Origin of the sequence: Alteraurantiacibacter aestuarii (assembly GCF_039523595.1) — a bacterium.
In the GTDB taxonomy this organism is placed as follows: Bacteria; Pseudomonadota; Alphaproteobacteria; order Sphingomonadales; family Sphingomonadaceae; genus Alteraurantiacibacter; species Alteraurantiacibacter aestuarii.
Map to the genome: position 1 here is coordinate 51,622 of NZ_BAAAFP010000001.1, position 18,347 is coordinate 69,968.

The following is an 18,347-nucleotide window of genomic DNA, read 5'->3' on the forward strand; positions in this document are numbered from 1 at the left end:
AATCGCCCTGCATTGCGGCCCGACCTGGCACGCTTTTCCCGGTGTTACCTCTGCGTAGCGCCCGCATTGGCGCAATCTCCCCTTCAGCCTGCCGATCCCGCAAGGGCCATTGAGCCAGGACTAGGTCATTTTATGCTAATGCGAATCGCTTGCATTAGCTGTTGTGCATTGTTACCTGCCGGCCCGTCGCGCCAACCGGAGGTATTCATGTTCACCAGATCCCACACATCCATTCTTGCCCTTGTCGCCAGCCAGGGCCTGCTGCTTGCGCCAGCAGTTCAGGCGCAGGACGTGCAGGCCGTCACGCTTCCGGAGATCATTGCCGAGGGGGACGGTGTCGGCGAAAGCTACACCATCAATTCGGGCGCGGACGATACGGGTGTGGATTCAGGCACGTCGATAATCGGCGAGGATGAGATCGAGGACCGCACCCCCGGCTCGGGCGATGTGAACCAGCTGCTCAAGATCCTGCCGACCGTCCAGTTCACGCGCGAAGAGGGCCTGGCCTCACCCGATGACATCATTGATCTGCGTCCGGCGAACATCTCGATTTCAGGCGGGCGGATTTATGAGAACCTGATCACGATAGACGGCATGGACGTGAACAGCCGGCTCGATATCACCAATGACAACGTCTACAATGCCAACGAACCTGCCGGAAATTCGGCGCAGACAATCTGGCTTGATTCCAGCCTGATCGGCGAGATCATCCTGCGCGATTCCAACATATCGGCCGAATATGGCAGCTTCACCGGCGGCGCGCTGGAAATCACCACGCGCACGCCCCGGCGCTATCTCGCTGCCGAAGCCTACGGTTTTTACACCGGTGACGGCATCACCGGTTTCAACGTATCCGATGCCACGCTGGCGGCCTTTGGCGACGATCCATTGCCGGTCTCGCCGCAGTTCCACCAATGGCGCTTTGGCGGCAGCGTGGATATGCCGCTGTCCCAAGACGTGGCGATCCTGCTCGCCGCAGGACGCAAGATTGCCGAGGTGACCAGTTACCGCCACCCGAATTACGGCGGCGGCAGCTACACCGAGAGCAGCACCAGCGACAATTACCTGGCCAGCATCGTTGCCGATCTGTCGGATGACATGACGCTGCGCGCCAAGGCCGCCTATTCACCGTATGAAACGATGAATTCGCGAAACAATGCGCTTGGTCTTGATGTCCTGACCAAGGGTGGTGGCTTCACTGGCGAGATCGAGCTGGCGAACAGGGGCGATCTGAACTGGGAAGTTGTCGCAGCCTACACCCATTCCAACAGCGGCCGGGAATCATCCACGCCAGGCTATTCCATCCCGTCCAACACGACCTTCGGCGGCGTCTGCAGCAGTTCCACCTGCTCATTGGGCGGCAATGGCAATCTGGACCAGACGCAGGACAATTACGCGCTCAGCTTCAACGCCTCCAGCCAGATCGGTGCGGGAACATTGCGCGGCGGCTTTGGCTATGAGCGTGTCGATGCCTTTCGCAGCCGGCCGGAAGACCAGTACTCCTACTCACGCGGTGATACGGTGGCGGACCTGCCGGGCAGTTATGGCGTTACCGGAACGATCATCTGTCAGGACACCACTGCCAACACCTGCGCGGATGGCGAATATGCGCTTGGCCAGTATAATTTCGGCAAGCAGTATGATGTCGCCGTCGGGCTGGATAAGCTGTTTGCCTGGGCCGAGTATAGTCTGAGCGCCGGGGCGTTCGACCTGCGCGGCGGCTTGCGTTATGACTACGAAAGCTTCCTCGGCAATCACGATTTCGCGCCGCGCCTTGCCGCAAGCTGGAACCTGCCGCTGGAAGGCTGGGTCCTGACTGCCGGCGCGAACCGGTATTATGGCAAGAGCATGCTCGCCTATGCCATTCGCGAGGCCTATCCGCGCACGATCCTGTACCGGCGCGAGGGCACCGTTGTCGGCAATGATGTGGTCTTTGCCGACAGCGACTGGACGCTCTATCGCGAGACCCAGCCCGCCAGCTACGGACAGGCCGATCTCGACACGCCCTATTCGGACGAGCTGACCGCAGCGCTGACCGGCACCGTGCTGGGCGGACAGGTGCGGCTGAAAGGCATCTATCGCCGGGGCAAGGACGAATTCGCCAGTTCCCCCTCCGAGCTGGTGACGGTGGATACAGCGACCGGCACCAGCCTCTATCGTTCCTACACAATCACCAATGACGGCAGGAGCACTTACAAGGGTATCTCCCTCGAATGGCTGCGCAGTCTGGGGACCCGCCACTCACTGGCGCTGAACATGAATTACAGCACCACCAGAAGCAATAATGCCGACTACTTCGAGACATCGGATGATGAGGAATTCGGGGAGGACATCTTCCTTTATCATGGCGATCTCATCTCCGGACTCGAAATCAAGCAGATGAACCGCCGACTGGACTATGCCGCGCCCTTCATCGCCAACGCGACATGGACGGCCTTGTGGCTGGACGACCGCGTGACCACCAATCTCAACTTCCGCTACCGCACCGGCTTTGACCAGATTGAAGATACGACGGTCAATCAGACGGTCGATGGTGTGCGTTACGATGTCTATGACGATGTCCGCTATCGCGACAATTTCGATGTGAACCTGAACGTCCAGGTCGAGGTGATCCGCAGCCAGTTTGGCAGCCTGACGGCTGACCTGCGGCTGGAGAACATGCTGAACCGCATCCCGTCAAAGGAGCATGTCAGCATCAGCTATCCCTATCAGTATGGCCGTCAGGCTTGGCTGGGGCTGAGGTACAACTTCTGATGCGCGGGGACCGGAAGACCGACATGGGCTTTCCGCTCGCAAGGACTGGCCGGATTGCCCTGGCCTTGGCCGCGCTGATTTTCGTTGTCGCGGCCACGCAGCGGGAGGAACCGGCGGGGCGGATTGCCCAGTTGCGGCAGGCCTATGCCGGCCCTGTCGAGAGCTGGCCGGCGGCGCAGGTTGACGAGGGCGCGGTGTTCAGCGAATTCGGCCCGCTGCCGCCGCGTGTGGCGCTGGAAGGCAATGCCGCATTGCGCGCGCAGCTTGGTGCGCGGCTGTTCGAGGAACGGCATCTTTCAGGTTCCGGCCAGCTCGCCTGTGCATCTTGCCATAATGTTGAGCTTGGCTTTTCAGACGGGATCAAGACGTCGATCGGTCATGATCGGCAGCGCGGCCAGCGCAATGCGTTGAGCCTTTATGCCGCGTCGCAGATGGACAGCCTGTTCTGGGATGGGCGCAGCCCCTCACTGGAAGCGCAGGCAATCGAGCCGATCATCAATCCGATTGAGATGGCGGCGGACCCGGCGCAGATAGAGGCATGGATCAACACGCGCGAAGACTATCGCCAGGAGTTTGCCGCTGCCTATGGCACCCCCCGGATCGCCATAGGCGATATTGCCCTGGCGCTGGCCGATTTTGAGCGGACCCTGCGCCCGCGGTCGAGCAAGTGGGACCGCGTTTTCCGCGATGGAACAGAGGTTCTGGCGGACGACGAGCTGCTGGGATTGCACCTGTTTCGCACCCGGGCGCGCTGCGCCAATTGTCACAGCGGCACCTACCTGACTGATGGCAGGTTCCACAATCTGGGCATCAGCTTCTATGGCCGCACGCTGGAGGATGTCGGTCGCTATGCGGTTACCGGCGATCCGGCCGATGTGGGATATTTCCGCACACCTTCGTTGCGCGGCGTCAGCCGCAGCGATCCTTACATGCATAACGGGATATTCCCGCATCTGCGCGGTGTGGTGGCCACCTATGCCGGCGGAGGTGGGCGCGATCGCACGGTGCAGAGCGAGACCACCGATGCTCCGCCGCCTCTGCCCGATCCGCTGCTGAAGGATCTCGATCTCACCGCCGGGGAACGCGCCGCGCTCGTCGCCTTCCTCAATACACTCTAGGCTGGCGGGCCAGTCAGGCGGGGCGCTGGCGATAGGTCATCGGAATCCGAAAGATACGCTGCGCATGGCCGGGCGGCATGCCGAATGGTCCTGCCGCGCGGATATGGCTGAGTGCCAGCTCGTCAATATCCGCCTCTTGCGATCCGTCGATCACCGTCATTCCCGCCAGATGGCCCCTGCCGTCGATACGGATCTCAACCAGGACTGTGCCGCTGCGGCCACGGCGTGACAGCCAGCTTGGATAGACCTGCTTCGCGCGAATCTTGCGCAACACCGCCTGCGCATAGGCATCCACAGCATCTTGCCCGGCGGTGCCGGACGTGCCGCCACGGGCATTGCCCTGCCCCTCGCCGGAGGCTGGCGATGCCGAAGGAACGCCCGCATCGGCTGCGGGGATATCGCGCGCCGATTGCGTTGGGGCCGGGGAAATGGCCAGGCTGACGGCCGGTAACCGGCTGAGTGGAATGGCAAAAGGTGTCGGTACAGGCTCTGGCAGATGCACCGCGAGCGGGGCCGCCTGCCCATCCGCAGCCGCGCCTCTGGCTGGCTTTGGCTTGTCAGCATGCGGCGGTGCCTCAGTCTGCGAAGCGGGAACCGGGGCGGTAATCGAAAAGGTGGTGAGCGTGGCGCTCTGTGTGCCGACAACGCCCGCAGGCCTGAGTGCCAGAGCAAAGGCAATCGTCAGCAGCGCCGGAATCGATGCCGCCAGCGAGGCCGAAAGATAGCGTTCGGCAATCGACAATTGCGAAAGATACATCGCGCCTCTTCAACTCCCGCATCTCAATCTGACAAACGAAGGGGAGTGATGACAGCAATTATCGCTATTGACAACTATTCGCAATAGATGCGGACAGGATTTCAGGCCAGCCCCTTGTGGTCGAGCGTCTGTTCAACAGCCCTCAGGCCGGACTTCAGCCGAGGTATGGCAAAATCGGTAAAGGCTCTGAGCTTCAGGGGCACAATGGTCTGACCGGCATGCACCAGGTGCACCGGTAGCGGCTCAAGTTGATAATCCTCCATCACGGGAACCAGCCGCCCATCGGCAATTGCGCCGGCCGCCTGATAGGACAGGACGCGGGCAATACCTGCCCCTGCAAGTGCGGCATCGAGCGCGCCGGTTGCAGTGTTGACAGCAAAGCGCGGGCTGAAGGGCACAGCAACGATCTCAGTGCCCTTTTGAAAGGTCCAGCTGTCCGTGGAGTAGAGCCTGTCGAAGGAGATGCAATCATGCTGGTCCAGATCAGCAAGGCTCTGCGGGATTCCACGTTCGGCGAGGTAGGCGGGACTGGCACAGGTGATCCAGCGCACGGCACCCAGCCTGGTTGCGACCAGGCTGCTATCAGGCAACTGGCCAATCCGGATGGCCAGATCCACCTGGTTTTCAACCAGATCGACAATGTAATCCGCAAGTCTCAAGCGCACGTTGATTTCGGCAAAGTCATTGAGAAAGTCGAGCACGACAGGCTCAACGTGCAGCCTCCCGAACATGACTGGCGCCGTGATCAGCAGGTCTCCGCGCGGCGTGCGGTATTCACCCGTGGCAGCGCGCTCGGCCTGATCGAGTTCGTCCAGCACACGCCGGCAAGTGGCCACGAAGGCGTGGCCCACATCGGTCAGTATAAGCTTGCGACTGGTGCGCACGACAAGCTGCGCACCAAGGTGAGCCTCAAGGTCTGACACGCGCCGGCTCACCGTGGGCAGTGGCACGCCCAATGACCGGGATGCTGCGGACAGGCTGCCGCCGTCGACTGACGCGACAAGCGATCTCATGGCTTCAAATCGATCCATTCAATATTCCATAAACCGGAAGGGTTGTTTCCAATCATCAGGGATACTTCATGATTTCGCAACCTACTATCTAGCCTGCACCGGCCGATCCCCAGCCGCCAACCAGAAAGGAACCTTTCAATGTCCCGTATCCCTCAACCCGCTTCGATCGCTGATGCACCGGCAAAGTCACAGCCTCTGCTGGAAGCGGTCGCGAAGCAGCTTGGCTCCGCGCCGAACATGTTTCGTCTGAGCTCGATCAGCCCCCAGGCACTCGAAGGATATCTGGCCATGTCCGGCGCGCTCAACAAGGGCGCCCTTCCGGCCGCAACCCGTGAGCGGATCGCGCTTGCAATCGGCCAGGTGAACGGGTGCAATTATTGCCTGTCGGCGCACACCTATCTGGGCAAGAACCTCGCCATGCTGGACGATGCTGAGATTGCCGCCAACCGGGCCGGTGGATCGAATGATCCCAAGGCCGATGCTGCCGTCCGTTTCGCTGCCAGGGTGGCAGTGGATCGTGGGCATATCACTGACGCCGATTTTGCCGCGGTTCGCCTTGCCGGCTACAGCGATGGGCAGATCATCGAGATCGTCCAGCATGTCGCGCTCAACACCTGGACCAACTATTTCAACGAAGTGTTTCAGACCGAAATCGACTTTCCCGTCGTCGACGCCCGTCAGGCTGCCTGACCTGTCGGGAAGCGGGCACCGGTCGTCCCCGTCCACCGGTGCCCGCCCATCCTGCCCTGCGCCAGAGAGAAACCCATGAAACCCGCAAGCGACATTGCCTTCACACCCGCCGTCAAAGCCTTGCAGACGGCGCGCGGTTCGCGGGCCAGCTATGCCCGGATGGAAGACCGGGGCGGTTTTCGCACCCGGATTACCGACGAGCTGGCTGACTTTATCGCCGCCGTCGATACGGCCTATCTGGCCACCGCCAATGCCGAAGGTCAGTCCTATGCGCAGCATCGGGGCGGCCCCAGGGGGTTCATTCGCCTGATCGGTCCAGCCACCCTCGCCTTTGCCGATTACACCGGCAACAGGCAGTATATCTCAGCCGGCAATCTGGCCGAGAACGACAAGGCGTTCCTGTTCTTGATGGATTATGCGCATCGCCGCCGTATCAAGATCTGGGGCCGCGCGCGGGTGATCACCGACGATGCGGTACTGATCGAACAGCTTCTGCCGGAAGATTACCGCGCAAGGGCCGAACAGGCGATCCTGTTCGAGGTAGAGGCATGGGACATCAATTGCCCGCAGCATATACCGATAAAGATCGATGCGGCAGATGTGGCCGAAACCGTCAGCAGGCTGGAAGCGCGCATCGAAACCATTGAGGCAGAAAATGCCGCCCTGATTGCAAAGTTGGAAAGGAAACCCTGATGAGCCGTCCTCCACTCCCGCCTTTCACCGATGAAACCGCCGCCCAGAAGGCGCGTATGGCCGAAGACGCGTGGAACAGCCGCGATCCCGCGCGCGTTGCCCTGGCCTATACGCCGGACAGCAGGTGGCGGAACCGCGCTGAATTTGTAACGGGCCGCGATGCCATTGTGGCCCTGCTCACCCGCAAGTGGGCGCGCGAACTGGACTATCGCCTGGTCAAGCAGGTTTGGGCGCATGCCGGCAACCGGATTGCAGTGCGGTTCGCCTATGAATATCACGATGACAGCAACAACTGGTTTCGCGCCTATGGCAACGAGAACTGGCAGTTTGACGCAGATGGCCTGATGGAAATCCGGATTGCCAGCATCAACGAACATCCCATTGACCAGGCGGACCGCAGACTCCTGTGGCCCGAAGGGCCGCGCCCGGTCGACTATCCTGACCTTACCGCCCTTGGACTCTGATCCGGCTGGTCGACTTTTCGGACCTCAACGGATGGCACGCCAGCGCCGGGCGTGAACACGCGATCAGCCAGCACGCCAATGCCCGTGTCGAATATCGCTTCACGCAAGCGGGAAACAGGCGCAGTCATTGCCAGCGCCAACCAGCCCTTGTTGGCGTTGCCTGCAGATTCTGAACCTCGATCAAGGGCCAGCCTACAATCTGAATGTGACCGGCAGGTCGCCGACAAAAGCAAGTAGCCAGGACAAAGGTCGAGGACCCGCAATGTTTGGACTGCAATTTGGTATTCAGCCAGTTTTGGGCAATCAGCGGATTCTGCGCCCGGGCAGGTGGCTTTGGGCACGGGCACTTGTCTGGATTGTCATCCTGATTTTTGCCGTAATGATCCCCTTCGGACTCGCTTCAGAATGGCTATCGAATGCACTGCCGGATCAGCCAGGCTTTCAATTCCTGGCGCATGGCGCAGGCGCGGTTATTGTCCTGAGCTGTTACGCCCTGCTCGTGAGAATTGGTGAAGCGCGCGCACCCAGCGAAATTGCTTTGGCATCGGCGCCGATGGGTCTCCTCGCGGGTCTGGCCATCGGGCTGGCCCTGTTCAGTTCAGTTATGGGCATTCTGATTGGCACAGGCCTTTATGACATGTCCTTCCAGGGCCTCGCGCCCGCCTGGCGCGGTGCCGGGCTGGCGATTGAATCCGGCATTCTGGAGGAAGTCCTCATTCGGGGAGTCATCCTGCGGCTGCTATGGCGCAGTGTCGGTCCCTGGCCGGCTTTGGCAGTCTCGATGCTGCTGTTTGGCGCCGGTCATCTTGCCAATCCGGGCGCGACACTTCTTCCAGGCATTTGCGTCGCCATCGAAGGTGGATTGCTGCTCGGCGCATTCTACGTGTTGACCGGTCGCCTGTGGGTTTCGATTGGCGTCCACGCAGGATGGAACTTCACCCAGGGCTATATCTTCGGCGCCGCTGTTTCAGGCGGAGACTTTGGCGGGGCGATGGCCGTCAGCACCGCAAGCGACCAGTTTCCAGATTGGCTCACAGGCGGCGCATTCGGTCCAGAAGCCTCATTGCTGGCATTGGTCGTATGCAGTGCCGTGGGAGGCCTTGTCCTGTGGCTCGCGTGGCGTTCGGGTCGCTTCGAGGCCTGGTCCAGAGAGTTCGCTCCGAACTGTGCGGGACCTTCTACCGGACATAAGCCACCGAACACCACCGCCTGACGGGCTGAAGGCGGCATTGGCGGAAAGGCGGCTGGAGCGGGTAGAGGGAATCGAACCCTCATAGCCAGCTTGGAAGGCTGGTGCTTTACCACTAAGCTATACCCGCCCGCTCGCCGCCGCGATTGCCACCGGCAGGGGCGGTTCGTCAAGCGCCCTGATCGGCTTACGGCGCAGAAGAGGGTGCCGGACCTGTTTCGGGAGCAATTTCGATCTCCACCCTGCGGTTGCGCGCCCGGCCCGCTTCATCGGGCATGCCGTTGGGCAGGGCATTGGGCGCAATCGGGTTCTGTTCGCCAAAGGCGATCACCGTGATTCGCTCATCATCCACGCCGCGTTCCACCAGCCATGCGGCCACGGCCTCTGCGCGTGAGCGTGAGGCGCGCAGATTGGCGCTGTCATTGCCCGAACTGTCCGTATGGCCGCGCAGGATCACCGGCCAGCCTTCGCGCAGGGCATCGCTTTCAAGCACTTCGCGCAGCACCTGCTGTGCATCCGCGCCCAGTTCATTGCCGCTGTTGCCCAGCGGAACAGTGACTTTCAGCGCCTCCACCGGTGTCGCCAGTTCCTCCCGGCGGGCATCGTCGCGAATGATCGATGCGGCGGGCGTTTCTTCCATCACGGTGGTGGCTGTGGATGTGGGCGCGGGGTCTGCCGGCTGCCCGCTCGTGGCCGGTTCCGGCTCGCCGCCGCCTTCCTGTCGCAGTTCGCATGCCGATACCAGCAACGCCGCCGCGCTGATCATGATCAGTTTGCCCGGGGTGATATCCATGCCTTGCTTCCTCATCCTTTGTATCATGCTGTCTGCACCTTTGCGGCGCCTGCCTTGGCGGCTCTTCTGGCGGCAGCACTTTCTTCTTCGCCCTTCTTCCCTGGCGGTGAGAAGCTGATGACAACATCTCCTGCCTGCGGCTCCGGCGCGGAGGCATGGGTGAAAAAGCGCATGCGGCCGTTGGGCTTTACCAGCAGCAGCATATTGGTGGCTTCGGGCAGAACGCCCTTGGCATCTTCTATATCGAAATGATCGGACAGCTTGGTCTTGCGGAAGACCCAGCCTTCCATCTGCCGTTGGTGCACATCGGCGACGCTGAAGCCCGATGCAAACAGAGCGCGGCCACGCAGGCTGGCGGGCATCTTGCGGTGATCGCCATCATCGCCGCCCTCACCCAGCTGGTACACCGAATCGGTGCCGATTTCGGGCGCGAATTCGGAACAGACGAGCGTGTTGTACGCCTCGTTGTCGGTGGCGGCGATCAGCACGTTGAAGGGCGTGAGATCGAGGTTGTGTTCGGTCGCTTCGTTGAGGATTTCGCCGTGATAGGTGGGAATGCCCGCCGCGCGTGCGGGTTTGAGCCGCAGCCAGCTGGCATCGACCAGCATTACCGGCGTGCTGATACCGTGCATCTGTTTTGCCAGGGCAATGGTCCACGGCGTGGCGCCGACGATCAGCAGGCCAGGACGCGATTCGCCACGAACCTTGAGCCATTTGGCGACGATGTTAATCGTAAAGCCGTGGGCCACGATAGTGGTCACCACCACCGCAAAGCTGAGGCCGATCAGGATCGAGCCATCAGCATAGCCCAGATCCGACAGGCGCAGGGCGAACAGGCCGCTGATGGCCACCAGCACGATACCGCGCGGGGCGATCCAGGCGAGGAACAGCCGCTCGTTCCACGGCACGCTGCTGAATGCCAGACTGATCAGCACGGTCGCCGGGCGCACCACGAACAGCAGGGCGAGCAGGAACAGGCCGAACTGCCATTCAAACTGGCGCAACTGGGCAAAATCCAGGCTGGCGGACAGCAGGATGAAAATGCCCGACACCAGCAGCAAGGCGATGTTCTGCTTGAAGGGATGAATGCTGCGCAGTGAGGCGACATTCATGTTGGCCAGCGCGATGCCCATGACGGTAACCGCCACCAAGCCAGCTTCATGCTCGATCGCGTTGCACAGCACGAAGACGCCGACAACCACGACCAGCAGCACCGGCACCTTGAGGAATTCGGGCACGAAACCGCGCGGGAAAGCCCAGGCGATAATCCATGCCGCCGCATAGCCGATCAGCCCGGCGATGACCGCGGCGATGATCAGAGGCGGCACGATTTCCACCATCGTGGCGCCATCGCCGACATAGCGGAAATATTCGTAGGCAATCACCGCGCACAAGGCGCCGAAGGGATCGTTGACGATGGCTTCCCATTTCAGCAAGGCGGCGGGGCGCTGTTGCACCGTCGATTGCCGCAGCAAGGGCATCACCACCGTGGGGCCGGTAACCACCAATATGCCGGCAAACAGGATGGCCACCGGCCACACCAGCCCGGCCACGTAATAACCCGCCAGCGATCCCAGCAGCCAGCCCAGCGGCACGCCGATGATCACCAGACGCCAGACGCCGCCGCCATATTTGCGCAATTCACGAAAATCGAGGCTGAGCCCGCCTTCGAACAGGATCAGCGCCACGCCGATGGAGATCATCGGCACCAGCATATCGCCAAAGGCTGCCTGCGGATCGAGTATGCCCAGCGCTGGGCCGGCCAGGAAGCCCGCCGCCAGCATCAGCACGATGGCGGGCCAGCCGGTCCGCCACGCAACCCATTGCGCGCCGATTCCCAATATGCCGACAAGGGCGATGACGAAGGCCTGTTGTTCCATGAAGCTCCGGTCAGAGGCCTAGCGCATACGGGCCTGTTGTTCAAAACGTCCGAACGCGACGTTCTTTCCCGTAACTTGCCTAATGGCCAGCAAAATCCATCAGCGCATGCGAAGCGATGCCGGCATCACGCAACCGGTCGGCCCCGCCAAGTTCGGGCAGATCGATCACGAACAGCGCGTTATCGCAGCGTGCGCCAGCCCGGCGCAACAATTGCGCCGCGGCCAGGGCGGTGCCGCCCGTGGCGATCAGATCGTCCACCAGCAGCACCTGTTCGCCGGGGCTGAGCAGGGTCGGATCGATCTCCACCCGCGCTTCGCCATATTCCAGCGCATAGTCCTGGCCGATTGTCTCCACCGGCAGCTTTCCGGCCTTGCGCACGGGGATGAAGCCCACGCCCAGACGCGCTGCCAGAGCGGTTCCGAAGATAAAGCCGCGCGCCTCTATGCCAGCGACAGAGGCGGTGCCGGGAGGGGCAAGCCGGGCAAGATGATCGATAGTCGCGGACAAACCACGCCCATCTGCGATGAGCGTGGTGATGTCACGAAACTGGATACCTGCGGCCGGAAAATCCGGGACAGTGCGGATCAGGGTCTTGAGGTCATCTCGGGTCAAAGCCCGGACCTCAGTCTTCCTTGCGCTTCGGCTTGGCGTTCGCCCAGACCTGCTTCTTGGCCAGCCATGCCAGGATGGTGGCAAACAGCAGGAAGCCCAGAACCGGCCAGCCGGCACGCTTGCGTTCCACCAGCGAAGGCTCTGCGGTCCATGTCAGGAAAGCGGCCACGTCCTGCGCCATCTGGTCGATGCTCGCTTCCGTGCCATCGGCATAGGTGACCTGGCCATCGGCAGTCAGCGGGGGCGCCATCGCCAGGTTGAGATTGGCGAAATACGGGTTGTGGTGCAGGCCGGTGGCCGGAGCAGCCTCGGGATAGCTGGCGAGCAGCTCCGCCGAAGGCTCCTGATAACCGGTCAGCAGCGAATAGACATAGGCCGGGCCGTGATGCCGCGCCTTGGTCATCAGCGAAAGATCCGGCGGAATGGCGTTGTTGTTGGCCGCACGCGCCGCCACGTCATTGGCGTAAGGTCGCGGGAAATTATCGGTCGGCGTGCCCGGACGGGTGGACGCTTCGCCGGTGTTGGGATCAACGCCCGGAACCACCCAGTTGGCAGCCTCAGCCTTGACCTCATCCTCGTTATAGCCAAGCTCCGACAGGTTGCGGAAGGCGATCTGGTTGAGGGAGTGGCAGGCGCTGCACACTTCCTTGTACACCTGATAGCCGCGCTGAAGCTGCGCCAGGTCCCACGAGGGGAACAGGCCGTCATGCTCAAACTCGACATGCTTGGGGGCCAGATGGAACACGCTCTCTGCCGTCGGCGGAGTGTCGTCCGAAGCCCAGTTCGCAAAACCGAACGCGAAAGCCAGCAGCACCACGAAGGTGAAACCCAGGCCAACAAGAATTCCTACAAGGCGGATCATGATCTCGTCTTTCCCCTAAACCCGCGCGTCAAGCAGCCGGCTTGGCGTTGTCGCCCAGCACTGCCTTGTCGTCCTCACCCAGCACAGCCTCGGTAATCGAGAAGGGCAAGGGCTCCGGCCGCTCTATCGAAGAGATGATCGGCAGGATCACAAGGAAATGCAGGAAGTAATATGCGGTCGCGATCTGGCTGAACATCACATAGGGCTCTTCCGCCGCGGCGCCGCCGAGCCAGAACAGGATCAGCATGTCGACCACCAGCAGCCAGAAGAACTTGCGGAACAACGGGCGATAATGGCCGCTGCGAACAGGTGACTTGTCCAGCCAGGGCAGGAAGAACCACACCAGGATCGCGCTGAACATGGCGAGCACGCCCCACAGCTTGGCCGGCAGGATGAAGTCAAAGGTGAAGGCGCGCAGGATGGCGTAGAACGGCCAGAAGTACCATTCGGGCACGATGTGCGCAGGCGTGGAGAGCGGGTTGGCCGGGATATAGTTGTCCGGGTGGCCCAGCGCATTCGGCATGAAGAACACGAACGCCATGTAGATGATCAGCGCAACGCCCAGGCCGAAGCCGTCCTTCGCCGTGTAATACGGGTGGAAAGGCAGCGTGTCGCTTTCGCTCTTCACTTCCACGCCCGTGGGGTTGGAAGATCCGGGAATATGCAGCGCCCAGATGTGCAGGATCACACAGCCGGCGATCACGAAGGGCAGCAGGAAGTGCAGGCTGAAGAAGCGGTTGAGCGCGGCATTGTCCGGCGCATAGCCACCCAGCAGCCAGATCTGCAGCGGCTCACCCACAACCGGGATGGCGCCAAACAGGCCGGTAATCACCTTGGCGCCCCAGAAGCTCATCTGCCCCCAGGGAAGCACATAGCCCATGAAGCCGGTTGCCATCATCAGCAGGAAGATGACCACGCCGATCAGCCAGACCATTTCGCGCGGGGCCTTGTACGAAGAGTAGAAGAAGCCGCGGAACAGGTGGAGGTAGATCACCACGAAGAAGAAGCTGGCGCCATTGGCGTGCGCATAACGCATCAGCCAGCCCCAGTTGACGTCGCGCATGATGTGTTCGACCGAATTGAAGGCCACTGCGTCATTGGCGGCATAATGCATCGCCAGCACAACGCCGGTGACAATCTGCAGAACGAGGCAGAACCCGGCCAGAACGCCGAAATTCCACATGTAGGAGAGATTGCGCGGAACCGGATATCCGGCACCCACGGCATTGAAGACCAGACGCGGGAGAGGCAGCTTCTCATCGAGAAACTTCATCACCGGATTGGTGGGTTCGTATTGCTTGGCCCAGGGAAAACTCATTGCGCTATCTCTCGCCTCAACCGATCACGAGTGTCGTATCGGAGGTGAATTCGTATGCCGGCACTTCCAGATTCTTGGGGGCCGGACCTTTGCGAATGCGGGCGGCCGTGTCGTAGTGCGAACCATGGCACGGGCAGAAGTATCCGCCAAATTCGCCCTTGTTCTCACCCTCGGCAGCGCCCAGCGGAACGCAGCCCAGATGGGTGCACACGCCCATCACCACCAGAATGTTCTCATGGCCCACGATGGTGCGTTCAGCCAGCGTCTGCGGATCGCGCAGATCGTCAACCGGAACGGCATCGGCAGCCTGCATTTCCGCAGGCGTCAGATGACGCACGAAAACCGGCTGCTTGCGGAACACCGCCTTGATCGACTGGCCCGCTTCGAGCGAGGTAATATCCAGTTCGGTGGTGCTTTCGGCCAGCACGTCCTTGGACGGTGCCATCTGGCTGACCAGCGGCAGCACCGCGATCAGCCCGCCAACGCCCGCCGTTGCGACGGCAGCAATTTCGATGAAGTCACGACGGCGCACGCCGCCTTCGGCTGCTGCATCCGTAAACGCCGTGTCAGTGGTGGTTGCCATTACCTTGCCTTGCCTGCCCGTTTGCCCCTGCAAAAAGCTGCCGGACAACGCGAAAAGAATTCTGACCAGCCGCGCGCCGAACGGGGCCCCGGGGCGGCGACTTGGCGCGGCTGATAGACGAGCAAATCGCCCCTGCCAACCCGCCTTTTGGCGCTAATGTGACAGGCGGGCACTTTGTGGCTAGCCCGGCAGGGCGATGATGGAGAACTGGCGGCCATATGTCGGCTCGTGCTTATGCACCGATCGGCGGTGCGAAAAGAACCGCTGCTCATCGCCATATGTGTCCAGCCCAAGCTTCTCCACGCGCCCCAGTTTGCGCGATTCCAGCCGCGCGGCGACATAGGATTCAAGGTCGAACTGCCACTTGCCCGGCCTGCCCAGAGTGAAGAAATGCGCGTCCTTGTCGTCAAATTTCTCGCGCAGGTCATAACCCACCTCATAACTGGCCTGGGCAATGCACGGACCGATGGTGGCGTGGATTCGCCCGGCAACGGCGCCCAGCTCCTCCATCCGCCTGACGGTTGCCTCCAGCACCCCGCCATGCGCGCCGCGCCAGCCGGCATGGGCCGCGCCGATCACGCCCGCCTCTCGGTCTGCCAGCAGCACGGGGGCGCAATCCGCCGTCACGATGGCCAGCGCCAGTCCGGGCGTGCTGGTGACGATGGCATCGACCTCGGGCCGCTCGTCTTCTGCCCACGGAGCAGTCGCGGTCTCGGCGCGCGAGGAATGGACCTGCTTCACCGTAACCAGCTGCGCGCCGGGGCAGACGGCATCGAGCGCGCGGCGGCGGTTTTGCGCCACATGCACATCGTCATCGCCCGCGTTGAAGCCGACCTGCAATCCGGCCACCGCGCCCTGGCTGACCCCGCCGATGCGGCCCAGAAAGCCATGCGGCAACCCGGCCAGCGCGGCGCTGCGAATCACCTCGACAGGAGGTACGCCAAGATCAGCCAAGGCTGCGGGCCACCTGTTCATGCGTATCGCGTGACAGATTATCCGCCGCCGCAATACGCTCCAGCTCGCCGCGCATCAGCGCCGCGCGGCCCGGCTCGATTCGCCGCCACCGGCCAAGCGGCGGGACGAAGCGCGCCGCCGTCTGCGGATTGAGCGGGTCGAGCGCCAGGATCAGGTCCGCGATCATCCGGTAGCCCTCGCCATCCTCGGCATGGAAGCCGTGCGGATTGGCGGCAAAGGCCATGTACAGCGAGCGTACGCGGTTGGGGTTCTTCAGGGTGAATTGCGGGTGATCCGCCAGCGCCTTCACATGCGCCAGCACCTGCGGATGCAGCGAACCGGCCTGAATGGCGAACCACTTGTCGATCACCAGTTCATTGTCATGATAGCGGTTGTAGAAATCGAGCAGCTTGTGCGTGCGTTGCGCGCTTTGCAGCCCCGCCAGCACCATCAGCGCGCCCTGACGGTCGGTCATGTTATCCGCCGCATCATATTGCCCGGCTGCCATCTGCGCGGCGAGATCGGGATTGCCGCTGGCCATATAGACCAGCGCCTGTGTCTTCACCTTTCGAGCCCCACGAGCCCTGGCATCAAGGCTGAAGGGAACCGCGCTGGCGCGATCGTGCAGGGCGACGAATTCCGCCTCCAGCTGCTCACCCAGCCATGCGCGCAGGCCCTGGCGTTCATGATGGATGGCGCCCGGATCGGCGATCAGCATCTGTTCGGCCAGATAGGTGTTGCTCGGCAAAATCAGCAGTTCGCCGCGCATCAGATCATCCAGCCGGTCATCTGCCAGCACCGCTGCCAGCGCCCGGCCAATGGCTTCGCGCCCGGTCTGGCGATCCTGTTCCGACAGGTTTCCGCCCACGGCATCCTTGAGGTGGGTGACGACCAGTTCCTGCATCGCCTCATAGCGGGCGAAGGGATCATCGTCATGCGCGGCCAGGAACACCAGATCCTCTGCCGAGGTCTGGTTCTCGATCGCCACCGGCGCGGTAAAGCCGCGGTTGACCGACAGGACAGGCTCACTCGAAACTCCCTTGAAGCGGAAGCTGTCCTGCGCCTTGTCCAGCACGATCAGCTGCTCGCCGCCATGTGCGCCGGTTGCCCGGTCGAACAGCGCGATGCGCAGCGGGATCGGCATGGGCTGCTTGGTCGGCTGGTCGGGGGTTGCGGGAATGTCCTGCGACAGGTGGAGCACCACCTCATCGCCTTCCGCCTCCATCCTGATCGATACGCGCGGCGTGCCGGCCTGCGAATACCACAGGCGGAACTGCGCCAGGTCCAGCCCGGCGCCATCCTCCATCGCCTTGATGAAGTCCTCGCAGGTCGCGGCCTCCCCGTCATGCCGATCGAAATACAGGTCGCAACCCTTCCTGAAGGCCTGCTCTCCGCACATGGAGCGCATCATGCGGATCACTTCTGCGCCCTTGTTATAGACGGTGGCGGTGTAGAAGTTGGAGATCTCTCGATAGGAATCGGGCCGGATGGGATGCGCCAGCGGGCCTGAATCCTCGGGAAACTGCACCCCGCGCAACACCCGCACATCCTCTATCCGCTTGACCGGCTCGCTGCCCATGTCCTGGCTGAACAGCTGATCGCGCAGCACGGTGAAGCCTTCCTTCAGGCTCAGCTGGAACCAGTCGCGGCAGGTCACCCTGTTGCCCGACCAGTTGTGGAAATATTCGTGGCCGATAACGCCTTCGATGCCGTCATAATCGCCATCGGTGGCGGTTTCTGCGTCGGCCAGCACATATTTGGTGTTGAAGACGTTGAGGCCCTTGTTCTCCATCGCGCCCATGTTGAAATCGGACACGGCGACGATGTTGAACGTATCGAGGTCATATTCGCGGCCGAACACGCGCTCGTCCCACAGCATCGACTGCTTGAGCGATTCCATCGCATGGGCGGTGCGGTCCAGATCCCCGTCGCGCACGTAAATGCCCAGATCGACCTTGCGCCCGCTCATGGTGGTGAAGCTGTCCTTGTTGACCACAAGGTCGCCCGCCACCAGCGCGAACAGGTAAGACGGCTTGGGCCAGGGATCGTGCCACTCGGCCCAATGGGTGCCGTCGTCATGCGTGCCGGTATCGGTGCAGTTGCCGTTGGACAGCAGCACGGGGAACAGCGCCTTGTCGCCCGTCATCCGCACCCGGTAGTTGGACAGCACATCGGGCCGGTCCGGGAAGAAGGTGATGCGGCGGAAGCCCTCCGCCTCGCACTGGGTGCACAGCATTCCGCTGGAGGCATAGAGGCCCATCAGCTGCGTGTTGTCCGATGGTGCCAGCCGGGTGGTGATCTGCACGTTATGCGCATTGCCGGGCAGGGTGACGAGCAGGTCGGCCCCCTCCATCACCCAGCTGTTCACCGCTTCGCCATCCACGCGAACTTCTATCGGTGACAGCCCGTCCCCATTCAGGCGCAGCACCGGATCGGCCTGTGCCGCAGGGTTGCGAGAAACCGCCAGCCGCGCCTCCACCAGCGTCTCGTCCAGTCCCAGCGTGAAATCCAGCGCGACTTCGGGCACCAGCCAGGCGAAGGGCCTGTAATCCTCGCGGCGAATGGTGACCGGCGCCTTTGGCCCGGTGGCAGCATCGGCCATTTCGGGGTTGCCATCAGGGTTCGAAGGGGTGCGTGCAATATCCATAAGCTGCGATTTAGGTCCT

Annotated in this window: 16 protein-coding genes and 1 tRNA gene; 6 read left to right on the plus strand and 11 right to left on the minus strand. The window is 62.1% G+C overall.

The genetic code is table 11. From position 1 onward, the window contains the following. Positions 1-207 precede the first annotated feature (207 nt). Together ABDZ98_RS00220 and ABDZ98_RS00225 are read left to right on the plus strand one after the other, a co-directional pair. A complete protein-coding gene (locus ABDZ98_RS00220) occupies positions 208-2,754 on the plus strand; it encodes a TonB-dependent receptor plug domain-containing protein (RefSeq protein ID WP_160590957.1) in 2,547 nt (848 codons plus the stop codon). Positions 2,755-2,819: 65 nt separating this feature from the next. Further along, positions 2,820-3,872: a cytochrome-c peroxidase gene (locus ABDZ98_RS00225; protein ID WP_237437447.1), complete on the plus strand. Its 1,053-nt coding sequence runs from the start codon at positions 2,820-2,822 to the stop codon at positions 3,870-3,872. A gap of 13 nt (positions 3,873-3,885) precedes the next feature. Here the strand turns inward: ABDZ98_RS00225 and ABDZ98_RS00230 are convergent, their stop codons facing one another. Continuing rightward, positions 3,886-4,629 carry an energy transducer TonB family protein gene (locus ABDZ98_RS00230; protein ID WP_160590955.1) on the minus strand — a complete coding sequence of 248 codons (744 nt, stop codon included), beginning with the start codon at positions 4,627-4,629 and terminating at the stop codon, positions 3,886-3,888. A gap of 101 nt (positions 4,630-4,730) precedes the next feature. Then, positions 4,731-5,642, minus strand: coding sequence for a LysR family transcriptional regulator (locus tag ABDZ98_RS00235; RefSeq protein ID WP_237437446.1), 912 nt, complete (start codon positions 5,640-5,642; stop codon positions 4,731-4,733). Positions 5,643-5,879: 237 nt separating this feature from the next. On the opposite strand from ABDZ98_RS00235, the gene ABDZ98_RS00240 reads away from it, so the two are divergent. From ABDZ98_RS00240 to ABDZ98_RS00255, 4 genes are all read left to right on the plus strand, one after another. Beyond that, positions 5,880-6,332: a carboxymuconolactone decarboxylase family protein gene (locus tag ABDZ98_RS00240; protein ID WP_425543024.1), complete on the plus strand. Its 453-nt coding sequence runs from the start codon at positions 5,880-5,882 to the stop codon at positions 6,330-6,332. 75 nt (positions 6,333-6,407) lie between these two features. Further along, positions 6,408-7,025 carry a pyridoxamine 5'-phosphate oxidase family protein gene (locus ABDZ98_RS00245; RefSeq protein WP_160590950.1) on the plus strand — a complete coding sequence of 206 codons (618 nt, stop codon included), beginning with the start codon at positions 6,408-6,410 and terminating at the stop codon, positions 7,023-7,025. Continuing rightward, the gene (locus ABDZ98_RS00250; protein ID WP_160590948.1) at positions 7,025-7,489 is read left to right on the plus strand and encodes a nuclear transport factor 2 family protein; all 465 of its coding nucleotides are present in this window, start codon (positions 7,025-7,027) and stop codon (positions 7,487-7,489) included. The genes ABDZ98_RS00245 and ABDZ98_RS00250 overlap by 1 nt, the downstream gene beginning before the upstream one ends. Before the next feature lie 262 nt (positions 7,490-7,751). After that, the gene (locus ABDZ98_RS00255) at positions 7,752-8,702 is read left to right on the plus strand and encodes a CPBP family intramembrane glutamic endopeptidase (protein ID WP_160590946.1); all 951 of its coding nucleotides are present in this window, start codon (positions 7,752-7,754) and stop codon (positions 8,700-8,702) included. Between the two features lie 32 nt (positions 8,703-8,734). On the opposite strand, the gene ABDZ98_RS00260 is transcribed toward ABDZ98_RS00255, so the two are convergent. From ABDZ98_RS00260 to pepN, 9 genes are all read right to left on the minus strand, one after another. Further along, positions 8,735-8,808 (minus strand) — tRNA-Gly (locus ABDZ98_RS00260). A 57-nt stretch (positions 8,809-8,865) separates the two neighbouring features. Further along, positions 8,866-9,471, minus strand: a complete 606-nt coding sequence (locus tag ABDZ98_RS00265; protein ID WP_160590944.1) for an OmpA family protein — start codon at positions 9,469-9,471, stop codon at positions 8,866-8,868. 23 nt (positions 9,472-9,494) lie between these two features. Further along, positions 9,495-11,351, minus strand: a complete 1,857-nt coding sequence (locus ABDZ98_RS00270) for a cation:proton antiporter (protein ID WP_160590942.1) — start codon at positions 11,349-11,351, stop codon at positions 9,495-9,497. A gap of 79 nt (positions 11,352-11,430) precedes the next feature. After that, complete coding sequence (locus tag ABDZ98_RS00275; protein ID WP_160590940.1) at positions 11,431-11,964, minus strand: adenine phosphoribosyltransferase; 534 nt, start codon at positions 11,962-11,964, stop codon at positions 11,431-11,433. Between the two features lie 10 nt (positions 11,965-11,974). Further along, a complete protein-coding gene (locus ABDZ98_RS00280) occupies positions 11,975-12,826 on the minus strand; it encodes a cytochrome c1 (protein ID WP_160590938.1) in 852 nt (283 codons plus the stop codon). Between the two features lie 28 nt (positions 12,827-12,854). Further along, positions 12,855-14,144, minus strand: coding sequence for a cytochrome b (locus ABDZ98_RS00285; RefSeq protein ID WP_160590936.1), 1,290 nt, complete (start codon positions 14,142-14,144; stop codon positions 12,855-12,857). 16 nt (positions 14,145-14,160) lie between these two features. After that, positions 14,161-14,727, minus strand: coding sequence for a ubiquinol-cytochrome c reductase iron-sulfur subunit (gene petA, locus ABDZ98_RS00290; RefSeq protein WP_160590934.1), 567 nt, complete (start codon positions 14,725-14,727; stop codon positions 14,161-14,163). Positions 14,728-14,907: 180 nt separating this feature from the next. Then, positions 14,908-15,702 (minus strand): peptidoglycan editing factor PgeF, encoded by a 795-nt coding sequence (gene pgeF, locus ABDZ98_RS00295; RefSeq protein WP_160590932.1) that lies wholly within the window; start codon positions 15,700-15,702, stop codon positions 14,908-14,910. After that, positions 15,674-18,328, minus strand: coding sequence for an aminopeptidase N (gene pepN / locus ABDZ98_RS00300; protein ID WP_160590930.1), 2,655 nt, complete (start codon positions 18,326-18,328; stop codon positions 15,674-15,676). The genes pgeF and pepN overlap by 29 nt, the downstream gene beginning before the upstream one ends. Positions 18,329-18,347 lie beyond the last annotated feature (19 nt).

Excerpts from the sequence above, each read along its gene's own strand:
- ABDZ98_RS00230 (WP_160590955.1), bottom strand. The coding sequence starts at position 4,629 with ATGTATCTTTCGCAATTGTCGATTGCCGAACGCTATCTTTCGGCCTCG.
- ABDZ98_RS00255 (WP_160590946.1), top strand. The coding sequence starts at position 7,752 with ATGTTTGGACTGCAATTTGGTATTCAGCCAGTTTTGGGCAATCAGCGG.
- ABDZ98_RS00265 (WP_160590944.1), bottom strand. The coding sequence starts at position 9,471 with ATGGATATCACCCCGGGCAAACTGATCATGATCAGCGCGGCGGCGTTG.
- pgeF (WP_160590932.1), bottom strand. The coding sequence starts at position 15,702 with ATGAACAGGTGGCCCGCAGCCTTGGCTGATCTTGGCGTACCTCCTGTC.
- ABDZ98_RS00220 (WP_160590957.1), top strand. The coding sequence starts at position 208 with ATGTTCACCAGATCCCACACATCCATTCTTGCCCTTGTCGCCAGCCAG.
- petA (WP_160590934.1), bottom strand. The coding sequence starts at position 14,727 with ATGGCAACCACCACTGACACGGCGTTTACGGATGCAGCAGCCGAAGGC.
- ABDZ98_RS00245 (WP_160590950.1), top strand. The coding sequence starts at position 6,408 with ATGAAACCCGCAAGCGACATTGCCTTCACACCCGCCGTCAAAGCCTTG.
- pepN (WP_160590930.1), bottom strand. The coding sequence starts at position 18,328 with ATGGATATTGCACGCACCCCTTCGAACCCTGATGGCAACCCCGAAATG.
- ABDZ98_RS00270 (WP_160590942.1), bottom strand. The coding sequence starts at position 11,351 with ATGGAACAACAGGCCTTCGTCATCGCCCTTGTCGGCATATTGGGAATC.
- ABDZ98_RS00280 (WP_160590938.1), bottom strand. The coding sequence starts at position 12,826 with ATGATCCGCCTTGTAGGAATTCTTGTTGGCCTGGGTTTCACCTTCGTG.
- ABDZ98_RS00235 (WP_237437446.1), bottom strand. The coding sequence starts at position 5,642 with ATGAGATCGCTTGTCGCGTCAGTCGACGGCGGCAGCCTGTCCGCAGCA.
- ABDZ98_RS00250 (WP_160590948.1), top strand. The coding sequence starts at position 7,025 with ATGAGCCGTCCTCCACTCCCGCCTTTCACCGATGAAACCGCCGCCCAG.
- ABDZ98_RS00240 (WP_425543024.1), top strand. The coding sequence starts at position 5,880 with ATGTTTCGTCTGAGCTCGATCAGCCCCCAGGCACTCGAAGGATATCTG.
- ABDZ98_RS00285 (WP_160590936.1), bottom strand. The coding sequence starts at position 14,144 with ATGAGTTTTCCCTGGGCCAAGCAATACGAACCCACCAATCCGGTGATG.